Source organism: Sediminibacterium sp., from assembly GCF_051860225.1.
Taxonomy (GTDB): Bacteria; Bacteroidota; Bacteroidia; order Chitinophagales; family Chitinophagaceae; genus Sediminibacterium.
On sequence record NZ_JBHYEI010000001.1, the window covers coordinates 863,897 to 886,089 of the forward strand.

Annotated in this window: 16 protein-coding genes; 9 read left to right on the forward strand and 7 right to left on the reverse strand. The window is 37.4% G+C overall.

Going from position 1 to position 22,193, the window contains the following annotated elements; translation table 11 throughout:
- Positions 1-99: 99 nt before the first annotated feature.
- From acs to ACTIEI_RS03660, 5 genes are all read left to right on the forward strand, one after another.
- Complete coding sequence (gene acs, locus ACTIEI_RS03640) at positions 100-2,022, forward strand: acetate--CoA ligase (protein ID WP_439504921.1); 1,923 nt, start codon at positions 100-102, stop codon at positions 2,020-2,022.
- Between the two features lie 73 nt (positions 2,023-2,095).
- Positions 2,096-3,079: a 3-keto-disaccharide hydrolase gene (locus tag ACTIEI_RS03645; protein WP_439504922.1), complete on the forward strand. Its 984-nt coding sequence runs from the start codon at positions 2,096-2,098 to the stop codon at positions 3,077-3,079.
- 5 nt (positions 3,080-3,084) lie between these two features.
- Positions 3,085-3,516: an ABA4-like family protein gene (locus ACTIEI_RS03650; RefSeq protein ID WP_439504923.1), complete on the forward strand. Its 432-nt coding sequence runs from the start codon at positions 3,085-3,087 to the stop codon at positions 3,514-3,516.
- Positions 3,503-4,288: a hypothetical protein gene (locus tag ACTIEI_RS03655; protein WP_439504924.1), complete on the forward strand. Its 786-nt coding sequence runs from the start codon at positions 3,503-3,505 to the stop codon at positions 4,286-4,288. Before ACTIEI_RS03650 ends, ACTIEI_RS03655 begins: the two co-directional genes overlap by 14 nt.
- 22 nt (positions 4,289-4,310) lie before the next feature.
- On the forward strand, positions 4,311-5,171 hold the full coding sequence (locus ACTIEI_RS03660) for a cyanophycinase (protein ID WP_439504925.1): 861 nt from the start codon (positions 4,311-4,313) through the stop codon (positions 5,169-5,171).
- On the opposite strand, the gene ACTIEI_RS03665 is transcribed toward ACTIEI_RS03660, so the two are convergent.
- Positions 5,168-6,085, reverse strand: coding sequence for a pseudouridine-5'-phosphate glycosidase (locus ACTIEI_RS03665; RefSeq protein WP_439504926.1), 918 nt, complete (start codon positions 6,083-6,085; stop codon positions 5,168-5,170). The genes ACTIEI_RS03660 and ACTIEI_RS03665 overlap by 4 nt on opposite strands.
- Before the next feature lie 15 nt (positions 6,086-6,100).
- Complete coding sequence (locus tag ACTIEI_RS03670) at positions 6,101-7,027, reverse strand: PfkB family carbohydrate kinase (RefSeq protein WP_439504927.1); 927 nt, start codon at positions 7,025-7,027, stop codon at positions 6,101-6,103.
- A 61-nt stretch (positions 7,028-7,088) separates the two neighbouring features.
- On the opposite strand from ACTIEI_RS03670, the gene ACTIEI_RS03675 reads away from it, so the two are divergent.
- Together ACTIEI_RS03675 and ACTIEI_RS03680 are read left to right on the forward strand one after the other, a co-directional pair.
- A complete protein-coding gene (locus ACTIEI_RS03675; RefSeq protein ID WP_439504928.1) occupies positions 7,089-8,750 on the forward strand; it encodes an amidase in 1,662 nt (553 codons plus the stop codon).
- 50 nt (positions 8,751-8,800) lie between these two features.
- On the forward strand, positions 8,801-10,084 hold the full coding sequence (locus tag ACTIEI_RS03680; RefSeq protein WP_439504929.1) for a hypothetical protein: 1,284 nt from the start codon (positions 8,801-8,803) through the stop codon (positions 10,082-10,084).
- On the opposite strand, the gene ACTIEI_RS03685 is transcribed toward ACTIEI_RS03680, so the two are convergent.
- Positions 10,071-11,423 (reverse strand): M24 family metallopeptidase, encoded by a 1,353-nt coding sequence (locus ACTIEI_RS03685; protein WP_439504930.1) that lies wholly within the window; start codon positions 11,421-11,423, stop codon positions 10,071-10,073. The genes ACTIEI_RS03680 and ACTIEI_RS03685 overlap by 14 nt on opposite strands.
- A gap of 62 nt (positions 11,424-11,485) precedes the next feature.
- Between ACTIEI_RS03685 and ACTIEI_RS03690 the strand changes: the two genes are divergently transcribed.
- Positions 11,486-12,730 carry a BamA/TamA family outer membrane protein gene (locus ACTIEI_RS03690; RefSeq protein WP_439504931.1) on the forward strand — a complete coding sequence of 415 codons (1,245 nt, stop codon included), beginning with the start codon at positions 11,486-11,488 and terminating at the stop codon, positions 12,728-12,730.
- Here ACTIEI_RS03690 and ACTIEI_RS03695 read toward each other — a convergent pair.
- On the reverse strand, positions 12,727-14,022 hold the full coding sequence (locus ACTIEI_RS03695; RefSeq protein WP_439504932.1) for a M20/M25/M40 family metallo-hydrolase: 1,296 nt from the start codon (positions 14,020-14,022) through the stop codon (positions 12,727-12,729). The genes ACTIEI_RS03690 and ACTIEI_RS03695 overlap by 4 nt on opposite strands.
- Before the next feature lie 150 nt (positions 14,023-14,172).
- Here ACTIEI_RS03695 and ACTIEI_RS03700 point away from each other — a divergent pair, with 150 nt between their 5' ends.
- On the forward strand, positions 14,173-16,020 hold the full coding sequence (locus tag ACTIEI_RS03700) for a PAS domain S-box protein (RefSeq protein ID WP_439504933.1): 1,848 nt from the start codon (positions 14,173-14,175) through the stop codon (positions 16,018-16,020).
- A 138-nt stretch (positions 16,021-16,158) separates the two neighbouring features.
- On the opposite strand, the gene ACTIEI_RS03705 is transcribed toward ACTIEI_RS03700, so the two are convergent.
- Genes ACTIEI_RS03705 through ACTIEI_RS03715 form a run of 3 tightly spaced genes read right to left on the reverse strand, consistent with a single transcriptional unit; the run spans position 16,159 to position 22,151 of the window.
- Positions 16,159-17,094: an alpha/beta fold hydrolase gene (locus ACTIEI_RS03705; protein ID WP_439504934.1), complete on the reverse strand. Its 936-nt coding sequence runs from the start codon at positions 17,092-17,094 to the stop codon at positions 16,159-16,161.
- Positions 17,095-17,144: 50 nt separating this feature from the next.
- On the reverse strand, positions 17,145-20,324 hold the full coding sequence (locus tag ACTIEI_RS03710) for a VPS10 domain-containing protein (protein WP_439504935.1): 3,180 nt from the start codon (positions 20,322-20,324) through the stop codon (positions 17,145-17,147).
- Positions 20,325-20,330: 6 nt separating this feature from the next.
- Positions 20,331-22,151: a sensor histidine kinase gene (locus ACTIEI_RS03715; RefSeq protein ID WP_439504936.1), complete on the reverse strand. Its 1,821-nt coding sequence runs from the start codon at positions 22,149-22,151 to the stop codon at positions 20,331-20,333.
- Positions 22,152-22,193: the final 42 nt, after the last annotated feature.

Below are 22,193 nucleotides of genomic sequence, written 5' to 3' on the forward strand. Positions count from 1 at the left end.
ACTTATCTATATTCATTTAGCATTTATATATCAATTTAGCAACAATTTGATATGCCGTGAAAATCCAATGAACTACTTTAGTGTTCTCAAATCATTGCTATGTCATATCCTTATCAAATTAATTCTTTTGAAGAGTACCAACAAGTGTACAAAGAGAGTGTAGAGAACCCCGAAGCTTTCTGGGCTTCTGTTGCAGACAATTTTGTTTGGAGAAAAAAATGGGACAAAGTACTCGATTGGAATTTTACCGAACCCAAGAACGAATGGTTTAAAGGAGGTAAACTCAATATCACCGAAAACTGTTTAGACCGTCATTTGGCCGAGCGCGGCAATGTACCTGCTATTATTTGGGAGTCTAACGATCCCAACGAAAAACAACGCATTCTTACTTATAGCATGTTGCACAAGCGTGTTTGCCAGTTTGCGCAAGTGCTTATCAATAATGGTGTTCAAAAGGGTGATCGGGTTTGTGTATACATGGGCATGATTCCTGAATTGGCCATTGCTATTTTAGCTTGTGCAAGAATTGGAGCGATTCACTCGGTTATTTTTGGTGGATTCAGCGCACAGAGTATTGCAGATCGTTTATACGATGCACAAAGCGAATTCATCATTACCTGTGATGGTGCTTTCCGCGGAGGAAAAGATATTCCGTTGAAATCGGTGATTGATGATGCATTAATTGGCAATAGAACTGTAAGAAAAGTAATTGTTTATACGCGTACGCGCACACCTATTTCGATGCTGAAAGGAAGAGATGTTTGGTGGGAAGATGAAATGCGTCATGTAGAAGAAATGGGTATCAAAGAAATTGATGCGGTGGAAATGGATGCAGAAGACCCACTGTTTATTTTATATACTTCGGGTAGTACTGGTAAACCTAAAGGGGTAGTGCATGCCTGCGCGGGTTATATGGTGTACACCAATTATACTTTTGTAAACATCTTTAATTATCAACCTGGTCAAATACATTTTTGTACGGCTGATATTGGGTGGATTACAGGGCACTCTTATATTGTATATGGTCCTTTAAGCGCGGGTGCTACTTCTTTAATGTTCGAAGGAGTTCCTACTTGGCCAGATGCAGGCAGGTTCTGGGAAATTGTAGACAAATACAAAGTCAATATTTTATATACTGCGCCTACTGCTATTCGCTCTTTAATGAGCTTTGGCCTAGGACCCTTGCAGGGAAAGGATTTGAGCTCTTTAAAAGTATTGGGCACTGTGGGTGAACCCATTAACGAAGAAGCTTGGCATTGGTACAACGAAAATGTAGGAAAGAAAAAATGTCCCATCATTGATACTTGGTGGCAAACCGAAACAGGTGGTTGTTTAATTACCAACTTAGCGGGCATTACTCCTTCTAAGCCGGGTTGGGCAACTTTACCGATGCCGGGTGTTCAACCGATTTTAGTTGATGATAAAGGGGTTGAAATTACGGAGGCGGAAGACGGCATTTTCAAAGGTAATTTATGTATTAAGTTTCCTTGGCCTTCATTATTGCGCACTACCTATGGTGATCATGAACGTTGCAGAACCAATTATTTTGCTACTTATGAAAATTTATATTTCACGGGTGATGGTGCGTTAAAAGATGAGAATGGTTTTTATAGAATCACTGGTAGAGTTGATGATGTATTGAATGTAAGTGGCCACCGTATTGGTACTGCCGAAGTAGAAAATGCGATTAATATGCATGCGGGTGTAATTGAAAGTGCTGTAGTGGGTTATCCGCACGATGTAAAAGGACAGGGCATTTATGCTTATGTAATTTATAGCAATACCCATGGTGATGAAGAACTCACCCGTAAAGATATTTTACAAACCGTAACACGTATGATTGGGGCTATTGCTAAGCCTGATAAAATTCAGTTTGTAAATGGATTGCCTAAAACGCGTAGCGGTAAAATCATGCGTAGGATTTTGCGCAAGATTGCCGAGGGCGAAGTAGAAAACTTGGGCGATACTTCTACCTTGTTAGATCCAGGTATAGTAGAAGAGATTAAGAATGGGCATATTTAAGGGCCGCCGTATATCATGAAATCTTTGTCCTAATTATCATCATTCGATTATCTTTAGGATAAAGATTGCTGTTATGAAAAAATTTTCTTTTTTAGTTGCGCTTTCATTTTTTGGGAGTGCCACCGCTATTGCCCTGCCTGCAACTGTTGCTAAACCCGCTAATGCTTCCGCCGCAGAAAAATTTGCTGCTGCCGATAACGATATAATCGGTCGTTGGGATTTAACCGTGAATATGGATGGTCGCATGGCGCCCTCTTGGTTAGAAGTAAAACTCTCTGGTGTTAAAACCTTAGTAGGTTATTTTGTTGCTGATGGTGGTAGTGCTAGACCAATTAGTCATGTGCAAGTAAAAGACGGTAAAATTCATTTCAGTATTCCTTCTCAGTGGGATCGTTTAGATAAATACATGGACTTTGATGCCGTTTTAGAAAACGGAAAACTTACTGGTACCATCACACAGTCTTATGGTAAAGTGCATTCATTCACAGGTGAGCGTGCTCCTTCATTAAAAAGAGATAAAGCTCCGGTATGGGGCACTCCTATTAATTTGTTAAGTGGTAAGGGTATTGAAGGTTGGCATGCAGATAGAAATAATAATCAGTGGGTGAATATCAATGGCGTTTTAACCAGTCCTAAAAGTGGTGCCAATATTATTACCGATCAAAGTTTTGAAGATTTCAAATTACATATTGAATTCCGTTATCCCGCAGGAAGCAATAGTGGCGTGTATTTGAGAGGTCGCTACGAAGTGCAGGTAGAAGATAATATGGGTAAAGAACCTAGTTCTACTTTGTTTGGTGGCATCTATGGATTTTTAACACCCAATGAAATGGTGGCTAAAGCGCCAGGCGAATGGCAAACTTATGATATCACGTTAATTGGTCGCAGGGTTACTGTAGTAGCAAATGGTAAAGCCATTATTGTTGATCAAATTATTCCAGGTATTACTGGTGGCGCACTCAATAGCAAAGAAGGGGAGCCTGGTCCTATTATGTTACAAGGCGATCATGGTCCGGTTGAATACAGAAATATCATCATCACGCCTGCGAAAAATTAATCAGTATGCAAGCTGCTGAAATTTTCTCCATTTGTAATAAAGTCATTTTATTGGGATGGGTACTGTTGATATTTCTACCAAATTGGAAGTATACGCAAACAATTATTTTAAATGGATTGCTTGTTTTGTTTGCATGCATTTATGCATTCATGATTATAAAAGATATTGGCAATTTTAATCCAGAAAGTTTTAGCACTTTAGCCAACGTTAAAGCATTGTTTCAAAACGACGATGCAATAACTGCTGGTTGGATTCATTATTTGGCTTTTGATTTATTTGTTGGTACTTATATAGTGAAAAAATCTAGGGAAATAGGGCTTTCTAGAGTGCTCTATACCATTACCCTACCTTTTACTTTTATGTTTGGCCCAATGGGTTATTTATTGTTTTTCCTATTTAAGACCATCAAAATAAAAACACTGAATGAAACTAATTAAAGAGATTTTTCACAGAAATAAGCTCTTAGCTTATGCTGGACTAATTTGTTTGTTAGTTGCTATTCTACTAGGCATTTACGCCCCTTTTAATAGTAAAGAAGTCCTTGGTTTGAATTCCATGATAAAACCAATTAAATTCTGTTTGAGTATTTGGATTTATCAATGGACGATGGCCTATTTACTGTTTTATGTAAACAATCAACAAAGGGTAAAATGGTATGCTTATTTGTCTGTTTTTGTGATGACTTTTGAACTGAGCGTCATTATCGGTCAGGCTTTTATAGGGGGCCTCTCGCATTTTAATCAAACTTCTTCTTTAGGAGGAATTTTGTATGCGCTGATGGGGGTATTGATTGTTTGGGTTACATCCGCCACATTGGTTTTAACCATCCGTTTTATTTTTCAAAAAACGTATAGTATCCCTGCATCATTTGCTTTATCTATTAAAATTGGTTTGTTATTATTTGTAGTCTTTAGTTTTTTTGGTGGGTATATGAGCGTCTTAAACACGCATAATATCGGTGGAAAAATGGGTGAATCGGGTTTGCCTCTTTTAAATTGGAGTACCTTATATGGTGATTTACGGGTGGCTCATTTTTTTGGTATTCATGCTTTACAAATCATTCCTTTAGCTGGATATTTTATTACAGAAAAAATACAAGATGAGCGTAAAGCAAAAACCTTTGTTTGGATGAGCGCTTTAATATATTTCGCTTTCGTAACTACTTTAGTTGTTCAGTCTTTAATGGGAATTCCTTTCATTTTAAATTGATTGAATGAGAACAATTTTCATCATGAGAAAAATTTTAATCCTTCTAATTGGTTCTTTCTTGTTGCAAAATAATGCAGCAATTATTGCGCAATCTCCCAACCAAAAATTTGCAACAGTATCTGCTATTGCAAAAGGCAAACTCATTATTGTAGGCGGTGGCTCCATGCCCGATACCATGTATCAGTTGTTTGCGAAATCTATTGGAGGGAAAGACCAATCGGTGGTCGTAATCCCTACGGCAACCAATGACTCTGCTATTAATGCGGGCGCCCATTTAACTCGTTTTAAAAAAGAAGGGTTTACTAATTTAACAACGGTTCACGCACGTAACAAAGCAGCTGCCGATGCGCCTGAGTTTATAAAAGCAATTCAAAATGCAAAGGGTATTTATTTTTCCGGGGGCGATCAAAGCCGCATTGCTGATGCATTCTTAGGTACACAGGTACACGCTGCCATGTTAGATTTATTTATTAGAGGGGGTGTATTCATGGGTACTTCTGCGGGTGCTACCATTATGGGTTCGCTTTTAGTGGGCGGTGATGCAAGAAAAGATTTGACCAAACCTTTTACTTTTCCTGATGCATTAAATTTATTTAAGAACACAGCTATTGATCAACATGTATTGGCTAGAAATCGCCAATTCGATTTAATTCCAGTGATTGAACAGCATCCTCATTTATTGGGTATTGCCATTGATGAGTCTACGGCTATTGTAGTAGAGGGAAATCAGTTTTCTGTATTGGGTAAATCTTATGCAATGGTGTATGATGCCCAAAATTGGGAGGAACAAAAAAAGCAATGGGGGCGTGTATTGAAACCATTTATGATGATGGCTCAACCGCAACGCTATGATTTTGTTACTAGAAAAATCATTCGTGATTAATCTGTAATTGCCGATAAGTCCACTGCAATTGTTGCGCCTAATGCTGCATTGTTTTTAATCAATGCGATGTTGGCTTCTAAGCTTTCACCATTGGTATGGCTGGCAATGTACTTAAGTAAAAATGGGGTAATATCTTTTCCGGTTACTCCTGCTCTTTTTGCTGCATCCAATGCCAAAACAATATGCTCTTCCATGATATCCGATGGAATTTCTTGGTTGGCTGGTACTGGGTTAGCAATTAATACAGACCCATTCAACCCCATATCCCACTTCACTTTCAGCATGGCAGCGATGGCTTCCGGGCTTTCTAATGTGAGCGGACTTTTATATCCACTTGTTTGCGAATAAAAGCTGGGAAATGCTTCTTGGCCCATAGTTACAACGGGTATTCCCTTTGTTTCTAGGTATTCCAATGTGAGGCCAATATCCAATATAGATTTTACGCCTGCTGAAATAACCGCCACATTGGTATGTTCCATTTCGGTTAAATCCGCTGAAATATCCATGCTATTTTCTGCTCCTCTATGTACACCTCCTATGCCTCCTGTTACAAATATTTGTATACCTGCCATGGCGGCTATTCGCATGGTGGCTGCTACAGTGGTTGCTCCATATAATCCATTACTAATTACATAAGGTATATCGCGCAAACTCACTTTTAGAATGTCTTTTGCTTGTCCAAAATATTCCAACTCCTCATCGGTTAATCCTACCGTACATTTTCCTTTGATGATGGCAATGGTAGCTGGTATGGCTCCGTTGCTTCTCACTATTTCTTCTACAGCCCTTGCTGTTGCTACGTTTTGTGGGTAAGGCATGCCGTGTGCTATAATGGTACTTTCTAAAGCTACTACGGGTTCTCCGTCTCTTAAAGCGGCTGCAACAGTTGGGTGTATATGTAAGTGAGGGTGCATGTTTACTTTTGTATATTAAGCTGGATAATATTTATCTACCTTTTCTAACAACTGCTCTTGCGATAAATGTGTTACGATGGCTCCATTTACTTGCAGTATTTCTGCAGATAAGGTATGTGCCAATTTGATACATTCATCATCTGATTTTCCTAAAGTTTTTCCTAATAAGAATCCTGATAAGGATCCATCTCCTGCGCCCGTGCAATCTACTACTTCTATATCGGGTGCATGTAAGGTAATGGCTTTGTCTTTATTATAAAATGCAGAACCCTGCTTTCCGTTGTGTAACCAAATATTTTGAACGCCTCTTTTTAATAATTCTTCTATCTGTAATTGGGTTAAGAATGATTTTTCGCTGCACATCACGGGCAACTCATCTTCATTGGGTGTTACCATGTACAATCCATCTAAATCCATATTTTTTAGCTTGGTTGCAGGTGGAACGGATACTGGCTCTATGATAAAGGGTATTCCTGATTTTTTGCTAAATGCTAATAACCAGTTCATACTTTCTATACTGGTATTAGCATCGGCCATAATATATTGGGCACTTAATAAAAGTTCCTCTTGTTTTTCTAAATGGGCAGGGGTGACCATTTCTACTGCTGCATTAGATAAAAAAGCTGCATATAATGATCCATCTACATTTAATACCCCTGTGTACCGTCCTGAAATTCCCTCTTTGGTGATGCTGGCATCTATTTTAACACCTGCCGCTGAGCAGGATTGTTTTAACCAGTCTCCGTCACTATCATTTCCAAATACACTGATTAACTGTACATGTGCGCCTAATATACTTAACTGCTTCGCAATATTATGGGCCACGCCGCCCGCGGTCTTCGTAATTTTGGCATCTACGGTTGTAGCAGGAAGTATGGCGTGTCCTGCATGTATGAGCTCATCCACTAAAATGGCCCCTATACATATAATTGGTTTTTGCATGCGGCAAATGTACAAAGTGGATTGACCTTTTTATGTTATTTTCATTATTCAATTTTGATTTATGAACAGAAGAAAATTTTTGCGCAATGGTTCTTTGGCAGCTGCGGCTGCTGTAACAGTAGCAGGCACTGCTGCAACTGTTTTAACCGGATGTAGCGGAGGCGGTGATCAATCTAAACAAAATAAAAAAGACAGCGCTGAATTAGCTGCTGCTGAAGCAACTGGTAGAGATGATTTTGAATTTTCTGAATTCACCATTGCCGAATTACAAGCTGGGTTAAAAGCGGGTACTTTTTCTTCGGTAAAATTGACTGAACTGTATTTGCGTCGCATTAGTAATATTGATCAAGGCTATCACGATCTTTTATCGGTGATAGAGGTAAACCCAGAAGCTATGCAATTGGCCGAGCAAATGGATAAAGAACGTAAAGCGGGCAAATTGCGTGGTCCTTTGCACGGTATTCCTATCATGATTAAAGACAATATTGATACAGCCGATCAAATGCACACTACGGCTGGTTCTTTAGCTTTGGAAAACCATATTGCTGCTAAAGATGCTTTTGTGGTTTCGCAGTTGCGAAAAGCAGGTGCGCTTATTTTAGCAAAAACCAATTTAAGTGAATGGGCCAATTTTAGATCAACTCGTTCTAGTAGTGGATGGAGCAGCAGAGGCGGACAAACCAGAAATCCTTATGTAATCAATCGCTCTCCTTGTGGTTCTAGCGCTGGATCGGCGGTGGCTGTTTCTGCAAATTTATGTGCAGTGGCAGTGGGTACTGAAACCGACGGTTCTGTGGTTGCACCTGCTTCATTTTGTGGAATTGTTGGGCTAAAACCAACCGTTGGTTTAGTAAGTAGATCAGGCATTATTCCTATTTCTGCTACGCAAGATACGGCTGGTCCTATGACCCGTACCGTGGCTGATGCGGCGGTATTGTTGAATGCGATGGTGGGCGTAGATCCTGCGGATGCAGTAACGTTAAATGCAAAAGATAAAATTGCGAAAGACTACACTACTTTTTTAAATAAGGATGCTTTAAAAGGCAAACGGATTGGGGTTGAGCAATCTTTTTTAAGAGGCCGTCAAGAGGATGTGGTAGCATTGTATCAAAAAGCGATTGACCAATTGAAAAAGATGGGAGCTACCATTGTTCCTATTGAATTAGTAAAAGAAACAGGTCCTTTGGGCGACTCGGAGTTTCAGGTATTGCTTTATGAATTTAAAGATGGGCTCAATAAATATTTATCTACAGTAAAAAATGGGGTGAAGAGCATGAGCGAATTAATTGAGTACAATAAAAAGCATGCTGATAAAGTAATGCCTTATTTTAAACAAGAATTGGTTGAAATGAGCAATGCTAAAGGAAATTTAAATAGCGAAGAGTATAAAACAGCTTTAGCTAAATCTACTTCAGCCCGTGGTATTATTGATCGTACAATGCAGGCCAATCAATTGGATGCTATTGTAGGCACTAGTTATGGACCGGCGCATTGCATTGATTGGGTAAATGGAGATCAAGATCCTGGATTTTATTTTTGTCCTCCTGCTGCTATGGCTGGCTATCCACATATTACCGTTCCAATGGGAGATATTCATGGCTTACCCGTAGGACTTTCGTTTGTTGCTTCTGCTTACCAAGAAGGTGCAATTATTGGAATGGCTTATGCATATGAACAATCAACTAAACACAGAAAGATTCCTTATTTTAAACGTTCCATATAAGCGATAAAATAGCGTATATTCATTTCATTTAATAAGCTCAATAGTTAATAGTGTCTGAAATTACTACCAATAAAATTGCTCCACTTAACTGGATTTCCAGCACTTGGATTGCTTCGGGTATCCCATTTATAGCGCTGTCTAGCACAGCTGCCATCATGTATGATTCTTTAGGTTTGCCTGATGATGAAATTGCATTTTGGACTTCTTTTATCATGCTTCCTTGGGCACTTAAGTTTTTATGGGCCCCCTTGTTAGAAATGTTCATGACCAAACGCTATTTCGTTTATGTGTCTCAGTTTTTTTTAGGTGCTTTATTTGCATTGGTTTCGGTGAGTTTAATTGCGGATAGTTTTTTTGGGCTTTCAATTGGCTTATTTACTGCTATCGCTTTTGCTGCTGCTACTCAAGATTTAGCTGCAGACGGTATCTATATTAACGAGTTGAATCAAACTGAACAGCAACAATATATGGGTTGGCAAGTGGTCTTTAAAAATATAGCTAAAGTATTATTCGGCCCTGCTTTAGTTGCACTGGCTTTTGTTATTGAAGAAAGCTATGGGTTAAAAGCTGCTTGGATGACAATTATGATGATTTATGCTTTAGCAATGATGTTATTGGGTGTTATTAGCGCGTATAATTTGCCCGTTGGGGGTAAAGCGGTACACACTGTTGAATCTGCACCAGAAGCGGTAGTGATTTATTGGGATGTGGTTGTTCAATTTTTTAAGAAACAAAACCTTGCAATTGGTTTATTTTTTATTTTCTTTTATCGTTTAGCCGAAGCGCAAGCTATTAAAATTGCCCCTTTGTTCTTTACTGCTACCAGAATTGAAGGGGGGCTTGCTTTTGATCAAGAAGAAACCAACTTTACTTTTAATGTACTAGGAGTGATTGCGTTTGTGTTGGGTAGTTTTGTTTCTGGCTATTTTGTTGCAGCCCGTACTTTTAATAGAAAGACCCTACTTTTTTTATGCACCGCAATGAATCTTTCTCTAATTATTTATGCCTATCTAGCTTTGTTCCAGCCTGTTGATGAAATGCCGATCATGTTGATGGTGGCTTTCCAGCATTTCTGTTATGGCTTTGGCTTACTCGCTTTGGTATTTTTTATTTTACAAGAAATAACACCAGGTAAATATCGATTAGCCTACTTTAGTTTTGCTAGCGCAGTGATGTACCTGGCTTATATTATTCCAGCGATGTTCAGTGGTTTACTCAGTGAGTATATGGGTTTCTATGATTTTTATATTTGGATATTAATATGCACGCTACCAGCTTACTTTATGAGCGCAGTAGTCCCTTTAAAAAATATCCATCATGCTACTGCCAGCTAGGATTCCCCACTAAATGTAGTTTAGTCTGTCTTCCACTGATGTACTTGAAACCAGTTTGGTCAAAAAATCCATCTTGCTCTAACATGATGCGAATTGATTTTTTCCATTCTTTAATTTCTACTGCAGCATTTAATTCTATTGAATAGGCCGTATTATAAAACATTGGATAGTCGCCACTTCCAGGCACTCCATTTTGCTGATCCCACATCCCAATTGTAGGGCCTGCTGCATGTCCATGTGATCCTATTGGATGAGTATAAATAGTTGCATTGATTCCTTGTTTTTTTGCTTCTGCTAATGCGTCTGATAAAATTTTATTTCCTGTTTTATTCAATGCAAATTGATTGGTCAAAATATCCTGTAATCGATTACCTACTGCTAAAGCATTTTTTAAATATTCAGGTGCATCTGTTTCTTCGGGTTTTAGTACATAAGCATGCTCTTGAATATCCGAGTTCAATCTTAAATAGGTGATTCCAAAATCTACATGTAATAAGTCGCCGGGTTGTATAATATTTTTTGGATCATACCCTTTATTGCTAAATGCTTTTAAATGGTCAAATTCAACTTGGTCGTTGCGTTGAATTTCTACTGAAGGATGAAACCAAGTAGCCAGTCCTAAGCTGTTAATTTTTTGTCTGTACCACCACACTAAGTCTTCTGATGTAGTAACGCCTGGTGTAATTACCTTGCTGCTAAATCCTTCTGCAATAATGGCTTTGCTAATTTGCACTACCTGGGGATAGTATTGCATTTCTCTTGCTGTTCTTGTTTCTAACCAAGCTACTGCCAATGGTTCTGATGAAACCACTTTTGATTTATAAGCGGCGGGTAATTTTTGCATGAATTGCTCATACTCTGTATGATCTAAACCGTCTGCATGTCCGTAGCTTTTAGAGATATTAAGACCAATTTTTTTAGGTTGGTGTTTATTCACTAATGCCATTAATGCATCCCATTGATCGGGATATTTGGTCATATCCCAAGCTGCTTTAATTGAACTTCCCACATTATACCTAGCTACGGCAGATTTGGTGTATTCCTTTGTTTGTGGATTGTAATAGAACACCAACATGGTGGTTCTTCTAGCACTGATCCAGGTTGCTGGCAATAGGGTTTTTACTATTGGATCTTCATTGTATTCTCTCGTTATCATTACCCACATATCTATACCTGTACGCTCCATTAATTGTGGCAATAAGTTGTTCAATCGATCATCTACTACTTCGTCTATCAATTTTGCCTGCTCTTTTAATGGGAGTATTTGCGCATTAATTGTAAATGGAATAAAACCCAAAAAAAGTAGGCTCAGCGCTAATAGTAGGGTATGCTTGTTCATATTCTTGTCTTTATTGTACCTTTGTAATATACACGATTTATTTTGCCAACAAACCAAGCTTTTTGAAACAATTTTCTCTCTTTTTGCTGACTATTTTAGTGCAGTGTATATTTAATTCATCTTATGCTCAGAATGTAAAAGTTCCTGAGAAAGATATTATTGAGGTGATTTTTGGCACAAATAAAAACAATAAAAAGCCAGAGAATGATTCGCTGATTCCTAGAAAATTTTATACGAGTATCTTGCCTATTCCTGGTTATAATCCTGCATTGGGTTTTGTGATTGGTGCTGGAATCAGTACTAACTTTTTATCGGGTAGTGCTAATAAAACGCATTTATCCAATATATTGGCAAATGCTACCATTACCACTCGTAATCAGTTTAATTTGTATGCCCGAAATATGATCTTTTTAAAAGATGATGAATGGGTTTTACAGGGGGATTGGCGCTGGCTTATTTTTTCGCAGCCCACTTATGGTTTAGGAATTAATTTCAATGATCTGCCTAATACTACTGCAAAGGAAGAGCCCATGAAGTTTAATTATTTGCGTTTCTATCAAACTTTGTATAAAAAATTATGGGGAACATGGTATGCAGGAATTGGTGTTAATATAGATCGACATTATAGTGTAGTAGACCAACTTTTAGATACAACTAGTGCTAACCAGTATTTGACTGCTCATTATGATTATTCCAAACTAAATAATATAAGACAAGATCAATACGCTTCGGTAGGTATAAGCCTCAATCTTTTGTATGACACCAGAGACAATTCGGTTAATCCTAAAAGAGGGCAGTACGCAAAAATGACTTTTAGAATCAATAATGAAATTTTTGGAAGTACTCGTTCTCATAATACATTATATTATGAATATAGAACTTATTGGAACCCCACTAAAATGAGGGTAAGGCCGCATATTATTGGTTTCTGGACGATGGGAAGTTTGTTAATGAGCGGTAAACAGCCTTATTTAGAAATGCCTGCTATTGGTTGGGACATGTACAATCGAACAGGCAGAGGCTATATTCAAGGTAGAATTCGTGGCGAAAATATGTGGTATGGAGAAACGGAATATCGTTTCCCTATTTCTAAAAATGGATTACTGGGGGGCGTTGGTTTTTTTAATTTAACGACCGCTACTGATGAAGCTAAAAAACAAAAGTTAGGCAATGAGTTTGCTGCTGGTTTTGGGTTTGGCTTACGTATTAAAATGAGTAAGAAAACCAATACCAATATTGCAATTGACTACGGAATGGGTAGAAATGGCAGTAGCGGTGTTTTTGTAAACTTATTAGAAACTTTTTAGTTGATTCCTTGCGTTAGCCTATGAATAAATAATGTTGCTCTTTTCATTAATACCGGAAAGAGTTTACTATCTAATGTTTCTCCTGGTGCATGTGCTCCTTTTCCTGCTGCACCTAAACCGTCTAAGCAATCTGCATAAGCTGCCACATAAGAAATATCGCCGGCTCCTCTGCTGCCTGGATTCCCTGGCACTACTTTCCCTAATCCCATGTCTTCACTGGTTTTACTTAATATATTGGCCAATGCTTCATTTCCCTTTGTTGGAGCCATAGAAGGAATTCCATCTTGAAAATGAATGGATGCTTTAGCCCCTGGCAAACTTGCTGAAACAATTTTACGCATGGCATTACGTGCGTTCAATTTTTGTTCTTCTTTTAAAAAACGTAGGTCTCCATTAACATAAGTTTTGGGCGAAATGATATTGGTTTTGCCTGAAGCTTCACCACGTTGTTGTTCAAAGTTGGCACTTACTTCAGATCCCCCAATAAATATTCCTGGATTGAAAGTCAGATAAGGTTCTTTGCTTAAGGTTTCTCTAAAACTATTTACTATTCTAGCTGCTTCATAAATAGCACCATAGCCCGCTGTTCCAAATACACCTGATGAATGACCTTGCTTTCCTTCTACTATTAATTCCCATGAACTTGAACCTCTTCTTGCAGTTGCAATCGTATTAAGACCTGCAGCGCCTTCAAATGCCAATACTACATCGTGCTGTTTGGCTCTTTCTATAAAATCTCCTCTTGAAATAGTTCTAGGCTCTCCTGCATTTTCTTCGTCTCCTGTCATATAAATGGTGATGGTAGCATTGTTCAATAAGTTCAACTCATACATTGCTTTCATTGCTGCAATAATGATTACATCGCCCCCTTTCATGTCATTTATACCCTGACCTGTAATAGTACTATCGTTTAAAATAGTAAATGGGTTAGCGGGCATATCTGGTTCAAAAACAGTGTCTAAATGTCCTAATAGCAACAGTTTTTTTCCTTTATTACCTTTTCTGGTGGCTACCAAGTGTCCAGCACGTTTCATTGAGTCGGGCATATTGATCCACTCAATGGTAAAGCCTAATTTTTCTAATTCTTTGGCGTATAATTGACCTACTGCTTTTACTCCTGCAACGTTGAAAGTTCCACTATTAATATTTACTGAATTTTTAAGGAGATCCATCATCGAAGGATAGTTCGCTTCTATTTTATTTATTAACTTTTGTTCAATGGGTTGAATATTTTGTGCACTACTGAAAATGCCAAAAAAGGTGAAAATGCAAGCAACAATATATTTTCTCATAGAAATCAAATTTGAATGCCAATTTAAGCATTCATCCATATTTAAAATTTGATACCTAAAGACGTTTATTTGATATTATTGAAATTAATTGTTGAACTCTTAATTAATATGGCTCCTAATTGATATTTTTAACTGAATCAATTCCTGAAAATGCCCACTAATTCCTATAGTTCAAAATATGAAACCCTTTTAGCTGTTGGCCAATTGGGTGGATGGGAATACAATGTGCTTACTCAAGAGCTTTGGTGTAATGGATATTATTTTGAAATGCTGGGCCGTCCTGAATATATTGTCTCCGACTGGGCAAAATATTCAATTAAAGAAGTTTGGGAAAGTTGGTTGCATCCTGCTGACTTGCAAAAAGCCAAAGAATATTTTTCTGACTATATATTAAATCCGGAGAAAGAATACAAGCAACAGTTTCGGATGTTGCATGCCAATGGTGAATATTTAACCATTTTAAGTAGAGCGATGGCTATGCGCAATGAGGCAGGTGATCTAACAGGTATGATTATTGGCACCCACTTCGACATCACTCAAACACAAGCACTTACCGAAAACTTTATTACAACACAAAAGGAATATGAGAAAACCAAAAAGCAGGTTATTAAAGACAATGCTTTTTTAAAAGCCATCATCAATAGCCCCAAAGATTTATTTGTAATTGCAATAGACAAAAACTATCGTTTTTTAGGATTCTCTGATGCGTATGTTGAATTTGCTAAAACTGCCCTTAAAAAAGAGGTAGCAGTGGGCATGAGTGCTTTTGATGTAATACCTGCAGATTTAGTGCCCTTTGCTAAGGCTAATTATGATAAAGCTATTGCTGGAGAAAGTTTTGTAATTACGAATAATTTTATATTTCCAGATGGGAAAAGAAGGTTTTATGAAAACAAGTACAGTCCAATTATTGATCAACATGGCAAAATATTAGGGCTTACTCTTTTTAGTAATGATATTACGATTCTTAAGGAACAACAGGAAGAAACTAGAATAGTAGACCTAAGGTATGCTGCTCTATTTGATGGTGCTGAAGATGCCATTTTAATTGCAGATGCGACCAGTGGTTTTTTGGTTGATGTAAATGATAGAGCCACTCAATTATTTGGCTATACAAAAGCTGAGTTAGTCGGAATGCATCAAACTAAATTACATCCACCTGAAGAATTGGAAACTGTTGCGTCGCTCTTTCAAAAATTCACTAAAAATAATGGGTATCAATTTGTTGATACCCATATAATTGACCAAAAAGGAAAAATTAAACCTGTTCGTATTACAGCTGGTGCACCTTTTAGAGCGGGTAAATACTTATTTCTAGCTGCATACTTTAGAGACTTAAGTTCAGAAAGAGCAGTTATTGAGAAGGCATTAACCATTCAAGAAATGCTCTCTAAAGCTGAAGGAATTGCACATGTAGGCAGTTTTGAAGTAGTGCTTCCAGATGGGCATGCCGTTTGGAGCGATGAAATGTTTAGAATTTTGGATTTCTCTCCTAATGAAGTGCTGGCGCATAAAGACCGTTTTACCCAATTGGTGATTGAAGAGGATCAAGATGCTTATAGTAAATGGATGGTAAAAGCATCTACCATCGAAGGGGAAGCAGAGGCAATTCAGGTTAAAATTCAGACCTCAAAAGGGAAGTTAAAGCATGTTATTGTTAATGGGGTGTCTTATAAAAATGCACAAGGCGAAATTTACAAGTTTATTGGAGTGGTAAAAGATATAACCACTAGGGTAGCTACACTTGAAAACCTACGTTTACAGAACCTACGGTTAAGAGAAATAGCCTGGGCTCAATCGCATTTAGTAAGGGGTCCGCTATCTGATATTTTAGGAATTACTAAAATAATCAAGGAAAAAATAGTAGACGACGAAGAAAAAGAGGCCCTGATTTCCCAATTACATATTGCTGCTGAAACCCTTGATAAGGCTGTAAAAGAAGTGGTAAATAACGCTGCCTCTTTTGACGAATCTATCCAATTCGTAAAAAATACCTAATACTAGGTATTAAAAAACCACAAATTTTCAACATATTGCAACAGGAATTCGTCCTAAAATCGGGGTACATTCATATCGGGGGGTGTGATTGTCCCCGATTTATTTTACACTACGATATACTATTTCCCCCGCCCCGTTTTAAAATTCATTAATCAAAGTGGCTGTTTTTGCTGGATCTTCTTCCATAGGAACATGCCCTATATTAGGTAAAATAGCCAGTTTGCTCCCTTTGATATCCTTATTAAATAAATAAGCATTTTGAACAGGTATTAAACCATCCTTGTCTCCCCATATAATTAGGGTGGGTTTTTGAATGGTCTTAATCTTGTTTGGCTCCTGCTCTAATCCCTTTTTAAATATGGCCAATAAGGCTTTTCTATTTCCTTTTGCAATGGCCATATCATGAAACCGATCAATCTGTTCTTGATTAATAATAGTCGGATCTTGATAAATGCCCTTTAAACTTGCACTTACTAAAGCTTTTGGGGTAATGAATAACATCACATTGTTGATTACTGGGGTTGAAGCTATTTTAAAGCCAATAGATCCTTTTACATTCATCACAGGATAACCTGTTGCATCAATTAAAATCAACTTTCTTACTTTCTCTGGAAAATAAGTGGTGAATTGCCATGCTATACCACCACCTAATGAGTTTCCTCCTATATCGCAGAGGGGTATATTTAATTTCATTAAAAAAGAATCTAAGAATTGACTGTAATACTTAAAACTATATTCATTGTTGGCATTGGGTCCTGTTAATCCAAATGCGGGCATATCTAAAGTAATTACCCTTCTGTTTTTATCAATACGCTTTACTACTTCTTCAAAAGTGTGCAAAGAAGAGCTGGTACCATGAATTAAAATTAGCGGTACTGAATCACTAGGGTTGCCTTGGTCTCTATAATGCACATTCATACCCATTAATGGCATAAACTCCGACTCGTTGTTTACATACAATGGTTTTAATTCATCTAAACTTCTGTCTGGTTGAAAATAAATGATGAACAAGAGAACCAATAATGCAAGGATAGCACCAAAAAAATAACCAATATACCGTAAGAACTTTTTCATTTAGCATGATTTAGTCTTACAAATATATTGGTCAGTTGTATAGGGCTATATTAATTTGTTCGAATGGCGCCTATTCCTTCACTAAATAACTGCTTATTCAGTGCTGGAATTTCAACTTTATTTAAGTTTTCTCCTCTTTCTTTTAAGGTTTTCCACTGCGCATTATATTGTTTTAGTAAATCTATATTTGGTTGATTTAGTCTTGGAATATCACTCTCTGTTTGATTCATCAAGAACATATAGTTCGCAGTAAATTTATTTAAGAAATTTTCTGCGTCATCGTAAGCGGTAGACTTACGCTGTATCATGTCTTCGTCCCATGCTTGTATTTTTTTAGCCAAAGCCTCTGTGTTGGTTTTGGTGGCACCATTGGGTAGTGTTTTAATCAGTTGATCCAATTGTTGCTTCTTCACAAATAATTCGTTCACCATCGTATGCATTTCTTTTACAGTAGTTTCCATACCTGTCATAAACTCATCAAATGCTGCATACTCAGCTGCTGTAGTAGGATAAGTTGGATTAGCTAAAATGGTTGCGGGGGTACTAACCGTTTTTCCCTCAGCTTCTATGCTAATGGTATAAGTTCCTGGTATTGCTTTATGTCCGCGGAAGCTACTTTCAATATATGTATTGGGTATACCTGGCATAGTAGCATGTCGCAGATTCCAAACAAATCTATTCAACCCTTTATTGGTAGATAATTGTGGATCTCTTGGTGGCGCACCGTCATATCTTTTATAAGTCGGGTCTGCTTTTGAACTAAAGGTTCTGATGATTTTACCTGTAGCATCTTTAATGGTCATCGTTACTACTGCTTTTTCTTTTAATTCAGGTAAATCATAATAGACTACTATTCCTGTAGCTGGATTAACACCTCTGTATGGATTAGTACCATCAAAGTCTGCGCTATTGCCGTCAAGTTCAGAACTTCCTGTAGCTAAAATTGCAGGGGATGGTTGATACACCGTTAAAGAATTAGGAGCCGACTTGAACTGACGCACTGTTGTTAAATCATCTAAAATCCAAAATGATCTACCTGATGTTGCCGCTATTAAATTGTTTTGGTGTACGCGTAAATCGGTGATGGGTGTATTAGGTAGATTCAGTTGAAATGAAGTCCAATTCTTTCCGCCATTGTAAGAAATATACACTCCGTTTTCTGTTCCTGCGTAAAGCAAATCTTTTCTTTTGTCGTCTTCCCTTACTACGCGTGTGAAAGATCCTACTGGTATACCATTACTGATATTCATCCATGTTTTTCCATAGTCTGTACTCTTGTATAAGCCAGGAGTATGGTCATTAAATTTATAACGCGTGGTTGCAATATAAACAGTTGCTTTATCAAAAGGAGATACTTCTATTGCATTGATTAAACACTCTGCCAATCCTGCTGGCGTAATATTTTTCCAATTCGCTCCTCCATCTTTTGTAACGTATACCAAACCGTCATCACTACCTGTATAAATCACCCCTTTTTCTAAAGGTGATTCAATCACATAACTTAATGTGCCATAGTTTTCTGCACCTACTGATTCATTGGTGAATGGAACCCCTGGTTTTACTTGTTTTTCTTTTTCATTTCTAGTTAAATCGGGTGATACTTCGTCCCATGTTTTTCCCATATCCCTCGTTCTTAATAATACATGTGCTCCATGATAGTAAGTTCCTGGCTCATGTTGACTGTGAATGATTGGGGCATTCCAATTGTAACGATATTTCATGTCTTTTGCATCCATTGCTAAGTACTGTATGGGTGCTGCCATGATATTGGTACTGGCATTGGTTTTGGTATCTAATACTTCAATGGTTCCCTGATATGAACCTCCCAAAACATACCTTGGATTGTTCGGATCAAATGCTAAGAATGCACTTTCTCCTCCTGCTGATGCAGACCAATCGGCGGCTGTAATCCCACCGGAAAAAGATCGACTTGCAATTTTTACTGATGAATTATCTTGCTGCCCTCCATAAATATTATACGGAAATAAATTGTCTACATTAATGCGATACATCTGAGCAGTTGGCATATTGCTCTGGCTACTCCAAGTTTGTCCTCCATTAAAACTGATGGTTACGCCACCATCATCGGCCATCACTAAATTTTTTGAATCACTTGGGTTAATCCAAAGATTATGGTAGTCTCCATGAACACCTTGAATATTTTCCCAGGTTTTTCCTCCATCTATTGATTTTAATGCGGGTGCACTTAATACATACACAGTATTTTCATTATTCGGATCGGGAAATACTTCTATATAATACCATGCACGCTGAATTAATTTATGTTCTGCTGACACTTGACTAAAACTTTTTCCTGCATTGTTTGAAACATATAATCCTCCTGCATTTTTATCAAAATCGCTTTCAATTAATGCATACACTTTATCTGAATTTGCTCCGCTTACTGCAATAGCCATCTTACCCATTTCTTTTGGCAAGCCTGTGCTTAGTTTTTCCCAATTAGCTCCACCATCAGTAGACTTATATAAGCCACTTCCTGCACCACCGCTGATTACTTTCCATGGTAATCTACCATGTTCCCACATGGCTGCATACAATATGCTTGGGTTTTTTGCATCCATTGATAATTCAGCGCAGCCTGTTTTATCGTTGATGTATAATATCTTTTTCCATGTTGTTCCTCCGTCGGTGCTCTTGTAAATGCCTCTTTCAGTTGAGTTGCTATATAGTGCGCCTTGTGCTGCAACATATACGATGTCTGGATTGCTTGGGTCTATGATCACACGGGCTATATGCTGCGTTGCATCTAGTCCAATTTTTTTCCAGGTGTTTCCTGCATCTGTACTTTTATACATGCCATCTCCATGATGCGTCATTACTCCGCGCATCGCATGTTCTCCCATTCCTACATAAACTATATTAGGATTGCTCTCTGATACAGCTATTGCTCCTACTGATCCTGTTTTAAATTGCCCATCTGAAATATTTTTCCAGGTAATGCCTCTGTCATTGGTTTTCCATAATCCTCCTCCAGTGGTCCCCATATAATAGGTATGGATATCCCCTTTAACTCCCGTGCCCGTATTAGACCTGCCTCCTCTGAAAGGCCCAATACTGCGCCATTTCATGGGTTTGAAATAATCATTTACATTTTCTGTATTGGGTTCTTTGCTGGCTTGAGCATTTGAATAGTTTGCACCAGTGATGAGGAGCAAACCTAAAAGCAGTTTATGCATATTGGCTGAATTTAATTCAGAAATATACGCCATAAAAAATTATGTTGCTTCATTTGGAAGCAGAACAGTGAATTGACTTCCTTTTTCATTTCGTTGGCTGATTAATAATTCTCCTCCGTGTTTGGCTATAAATTCTTTGCAAATTAATAGCCCTAAGCCTGTTCCTCTTTCTTTTGCAGTTCCTCTCCTTGAATTGCTTAAACTGGCTTTTTGCAATTGCTCAATAGTTTGATCACTCATTCCTATCCCTTCATCCATTACATGTATTAAAATATGCTGTTCTTTTTGCTCTGTGCTTAATAGTATTACACTATTCTTATGGCTAAACTTAATGGCATTGCTTAATAAATTTCGAATTATAAAATCAAGCATTTCTTTATCGGCATATATAAAATGTTCTTCTGGTATTAAGTGCTCAATTTGTACTTGCTTCATATGTGCTTGTAAGTATAAAAGCCGAATATTTTTTTCTAATGCATTTTTTGCTTGTAGTTGCTCTGGTTTGAATGCTAATAAGTGCATTTGACTTTTGCTCCATTGCAATACATTATACAATAGTTCATTTAAGTAGTCCAATGAGTCTTGGGCTTCTTTAATCATTTTCTTTTTCTCGTCTTCATTCAATTTTTCATGATGCTGTGTTATCAACTTAAGAAATGATTGCATGGTTGCCAATGGATTTCTAAGATCATGTGAAATGATAGAAAATAATTTATCCTTTACACTATTTAATTGTGATAATTGTTCTTTTGACTCCTCAAGTAATTTAACTGTCACCCTTGTTCTATTGTATCTACTTGCCAATCCTAATGCAAAAATGATTACCTGAATTACAAAGCCAATTTGTAAAATATATCTAGTGTAAAAATTGTCTTCTACCAAAGACATTTCTCTCAAAATAAATAAAATAGCTCCAATAACAAGAAGCGCATTGGCTGCTATAAAGTACTTTGCTGGCTCATATTGATCTTTATAATAAGCTATTAAGCCCGCCACCAACATAAATATTAAAACCAGTGTTCCTATTATTCCAACTCCTGTTACCAAAGGTTCAAATAAGTCTATATCGTAAATAAAACTGATTATGCCAGACACAAGCAATAAGCTGCATGCTAATATTAATAACTGTATAATTCTATTTGTTGCCGGCATATACTTGCCCGTACTTAAATAAGTTTTCGTAAACAACAATCGAGCAATATTAGTTAAGGGAACAATTATTGAATAGCAGAAGGTATCCCATCTTGGCGAGTTAGGCCATAGGTACTCAATTCCAAAACCATAATAAAAAGCAAGATATAGCCCTAAGCCAATGATGCTGAAAACATAATAGAGATAGCTTTCATCTCTCACCCCATAAAAAATAAATAAATTATAAAGCGCCATCACTAGTATGGTTCCTAAAAACATGCCCTGCCAGAACAATCTTCCTGTATCCTGCTGCTCAAAAAAAGTGGTAGGCTCTATTGTCAATTTAAATTTAGCTGGATTATATATGCTATAAACAGGCTCATAGTATATATCAACTTTATATGGTTGGTTTTTGATTAAAGAAAATTGGACTGCATTAATATTAGATGGATGGCTTCTTTTATTTAATGGAAGCAAAGCGCCTGTTAACAATTCTTGTGTTTTGCCTGAGTCGCTGGTTAGAACTACACGTACTTTTCCGGTTTTTGAAAATTGTATAATCAGGTCTTGATCTGTTTTTGTAGCACTGATTAAAGTAAATGAACCTTGATAGTAGTACTTGTTCGGATGATGTTTCTTCTTAGTCCAACTGACTTCTTTTTCAATAACAATTGGTTTCCCCTTAAATGATATAATGGCTTCTTTTGCATAGCTACTTGCAGCAAGCATTATAAAAAGGAATATGTAAAGGGATTGCTTCAGAAAAAAATA

What these genes read in the sequence shown, in the direction of transcription:
- acs (WP_439504921.1), top strand. Translation starts at nt 100, where the DNA reads ATGTCATATCCTTATCAAATTAATTCTTTTGAAGAGTACCAACAAGTG.
- ACTIEI_RS03645 (WP_439504922.1), top strand. Translation starts at nt 2,096, where the DNA reads ATGAAAAAATTTTCTTTTTTAGTTGCGCTTTCATTTTTTGGGAGTGCC.
- ACTIEI_RS03650 (WP_439504923.1), top strand. Translation starts at nt 3,085, where the DNA reads ATGCAAGCTGCTGAAATTTTCTCCATTTGTAATAAAGTCATTTTATTG.
- ACTIEI_RS03655 (WP_439504924.1), top strand. Translation starts at nt 3,503, where the DNA reads ATGAAACTAATTAAAGAGATTTTTCACAGAAATAAGCTCTTAGCTTAT.
- ACTIEI_RS03660 (WP_439504925.1), top strand. Translation starts at nt 4,311, where the DNA reads ATGAGAAAAATTTTAATCCTTCTAATTGGTTCTTTCTTGTTGCAAAAT.
- ACTIEI_RS03665 (WP_439504926.1), bottom strand. Translation starts at nt 6,085, where the DNA reads ATGCACCCTCACTTACATATACACCCAACTGTTGCAGCCGCTTTAAGA.
- ACTIEI_RS03670 (WP_439504927.1), bottom strand. Translation starts at nt 7,027, where the DNA reads ATGCAAAAACCAATTATATGTATAGGGGCCATTTTAGTGGATGAGCTC.
- ACTIEI_RS03675 (WP_439504928.1), top strand. Translation starts at nt 7,089, where the DNA reads ATGAACAGAAGAAAATTTTTGCGCAATGGTTCTTTGGCAGCTGCGGCT.
- ACTIEI_RS03685 (WP_439504930.1), bottom strand. Translation starts at nt 11,423, where the DNA reads ATGAACAAGCATACCCTACTATTAGCGCTGAGCCTACTTTTTTTGGGT.
- ACTIEI_RS03695 (WP_439504932.1), bottom strand. Translation starts at nt 14,022, where the DNA reads ATGAGAAAATATATTGTTGCTTGCATTTTCACCTTTTTTGGCATTTTC.
- ACTIEI_RS03700 (WP_439504933.1), top strand. Translation starts at nt 14,173, where the DNA reads ATGCCCACTAATTCCTATAGTTCAAAATATGAAACCCTTTTAGCTGTT.
- ACTIEI_RS03705 (WP_439504934.1), bottom strand. Translation starts at nt 17,094, where the DNA reads ATGAAAAAGTTCTTACGGTATATTGGTTATTTTTTTGGTGCTATCCTT.
- ACTIEI_RS03710 (WP_439504935.1), bottom strand. Translation starts at nt 20,324, where the DNA reads ATGGCGTATATTTCTGAATTAAATTCAGCCAATATGCATAAACTGCTT.
- ACTIEI_RS03715 (WP_439504936.1), bottom strand. Translation starts at nt 22,151, where the DNA reads ATGCTTGCTGCAAGTAGCTATGCAAAAGAAGCCATTATATCATTTAAG.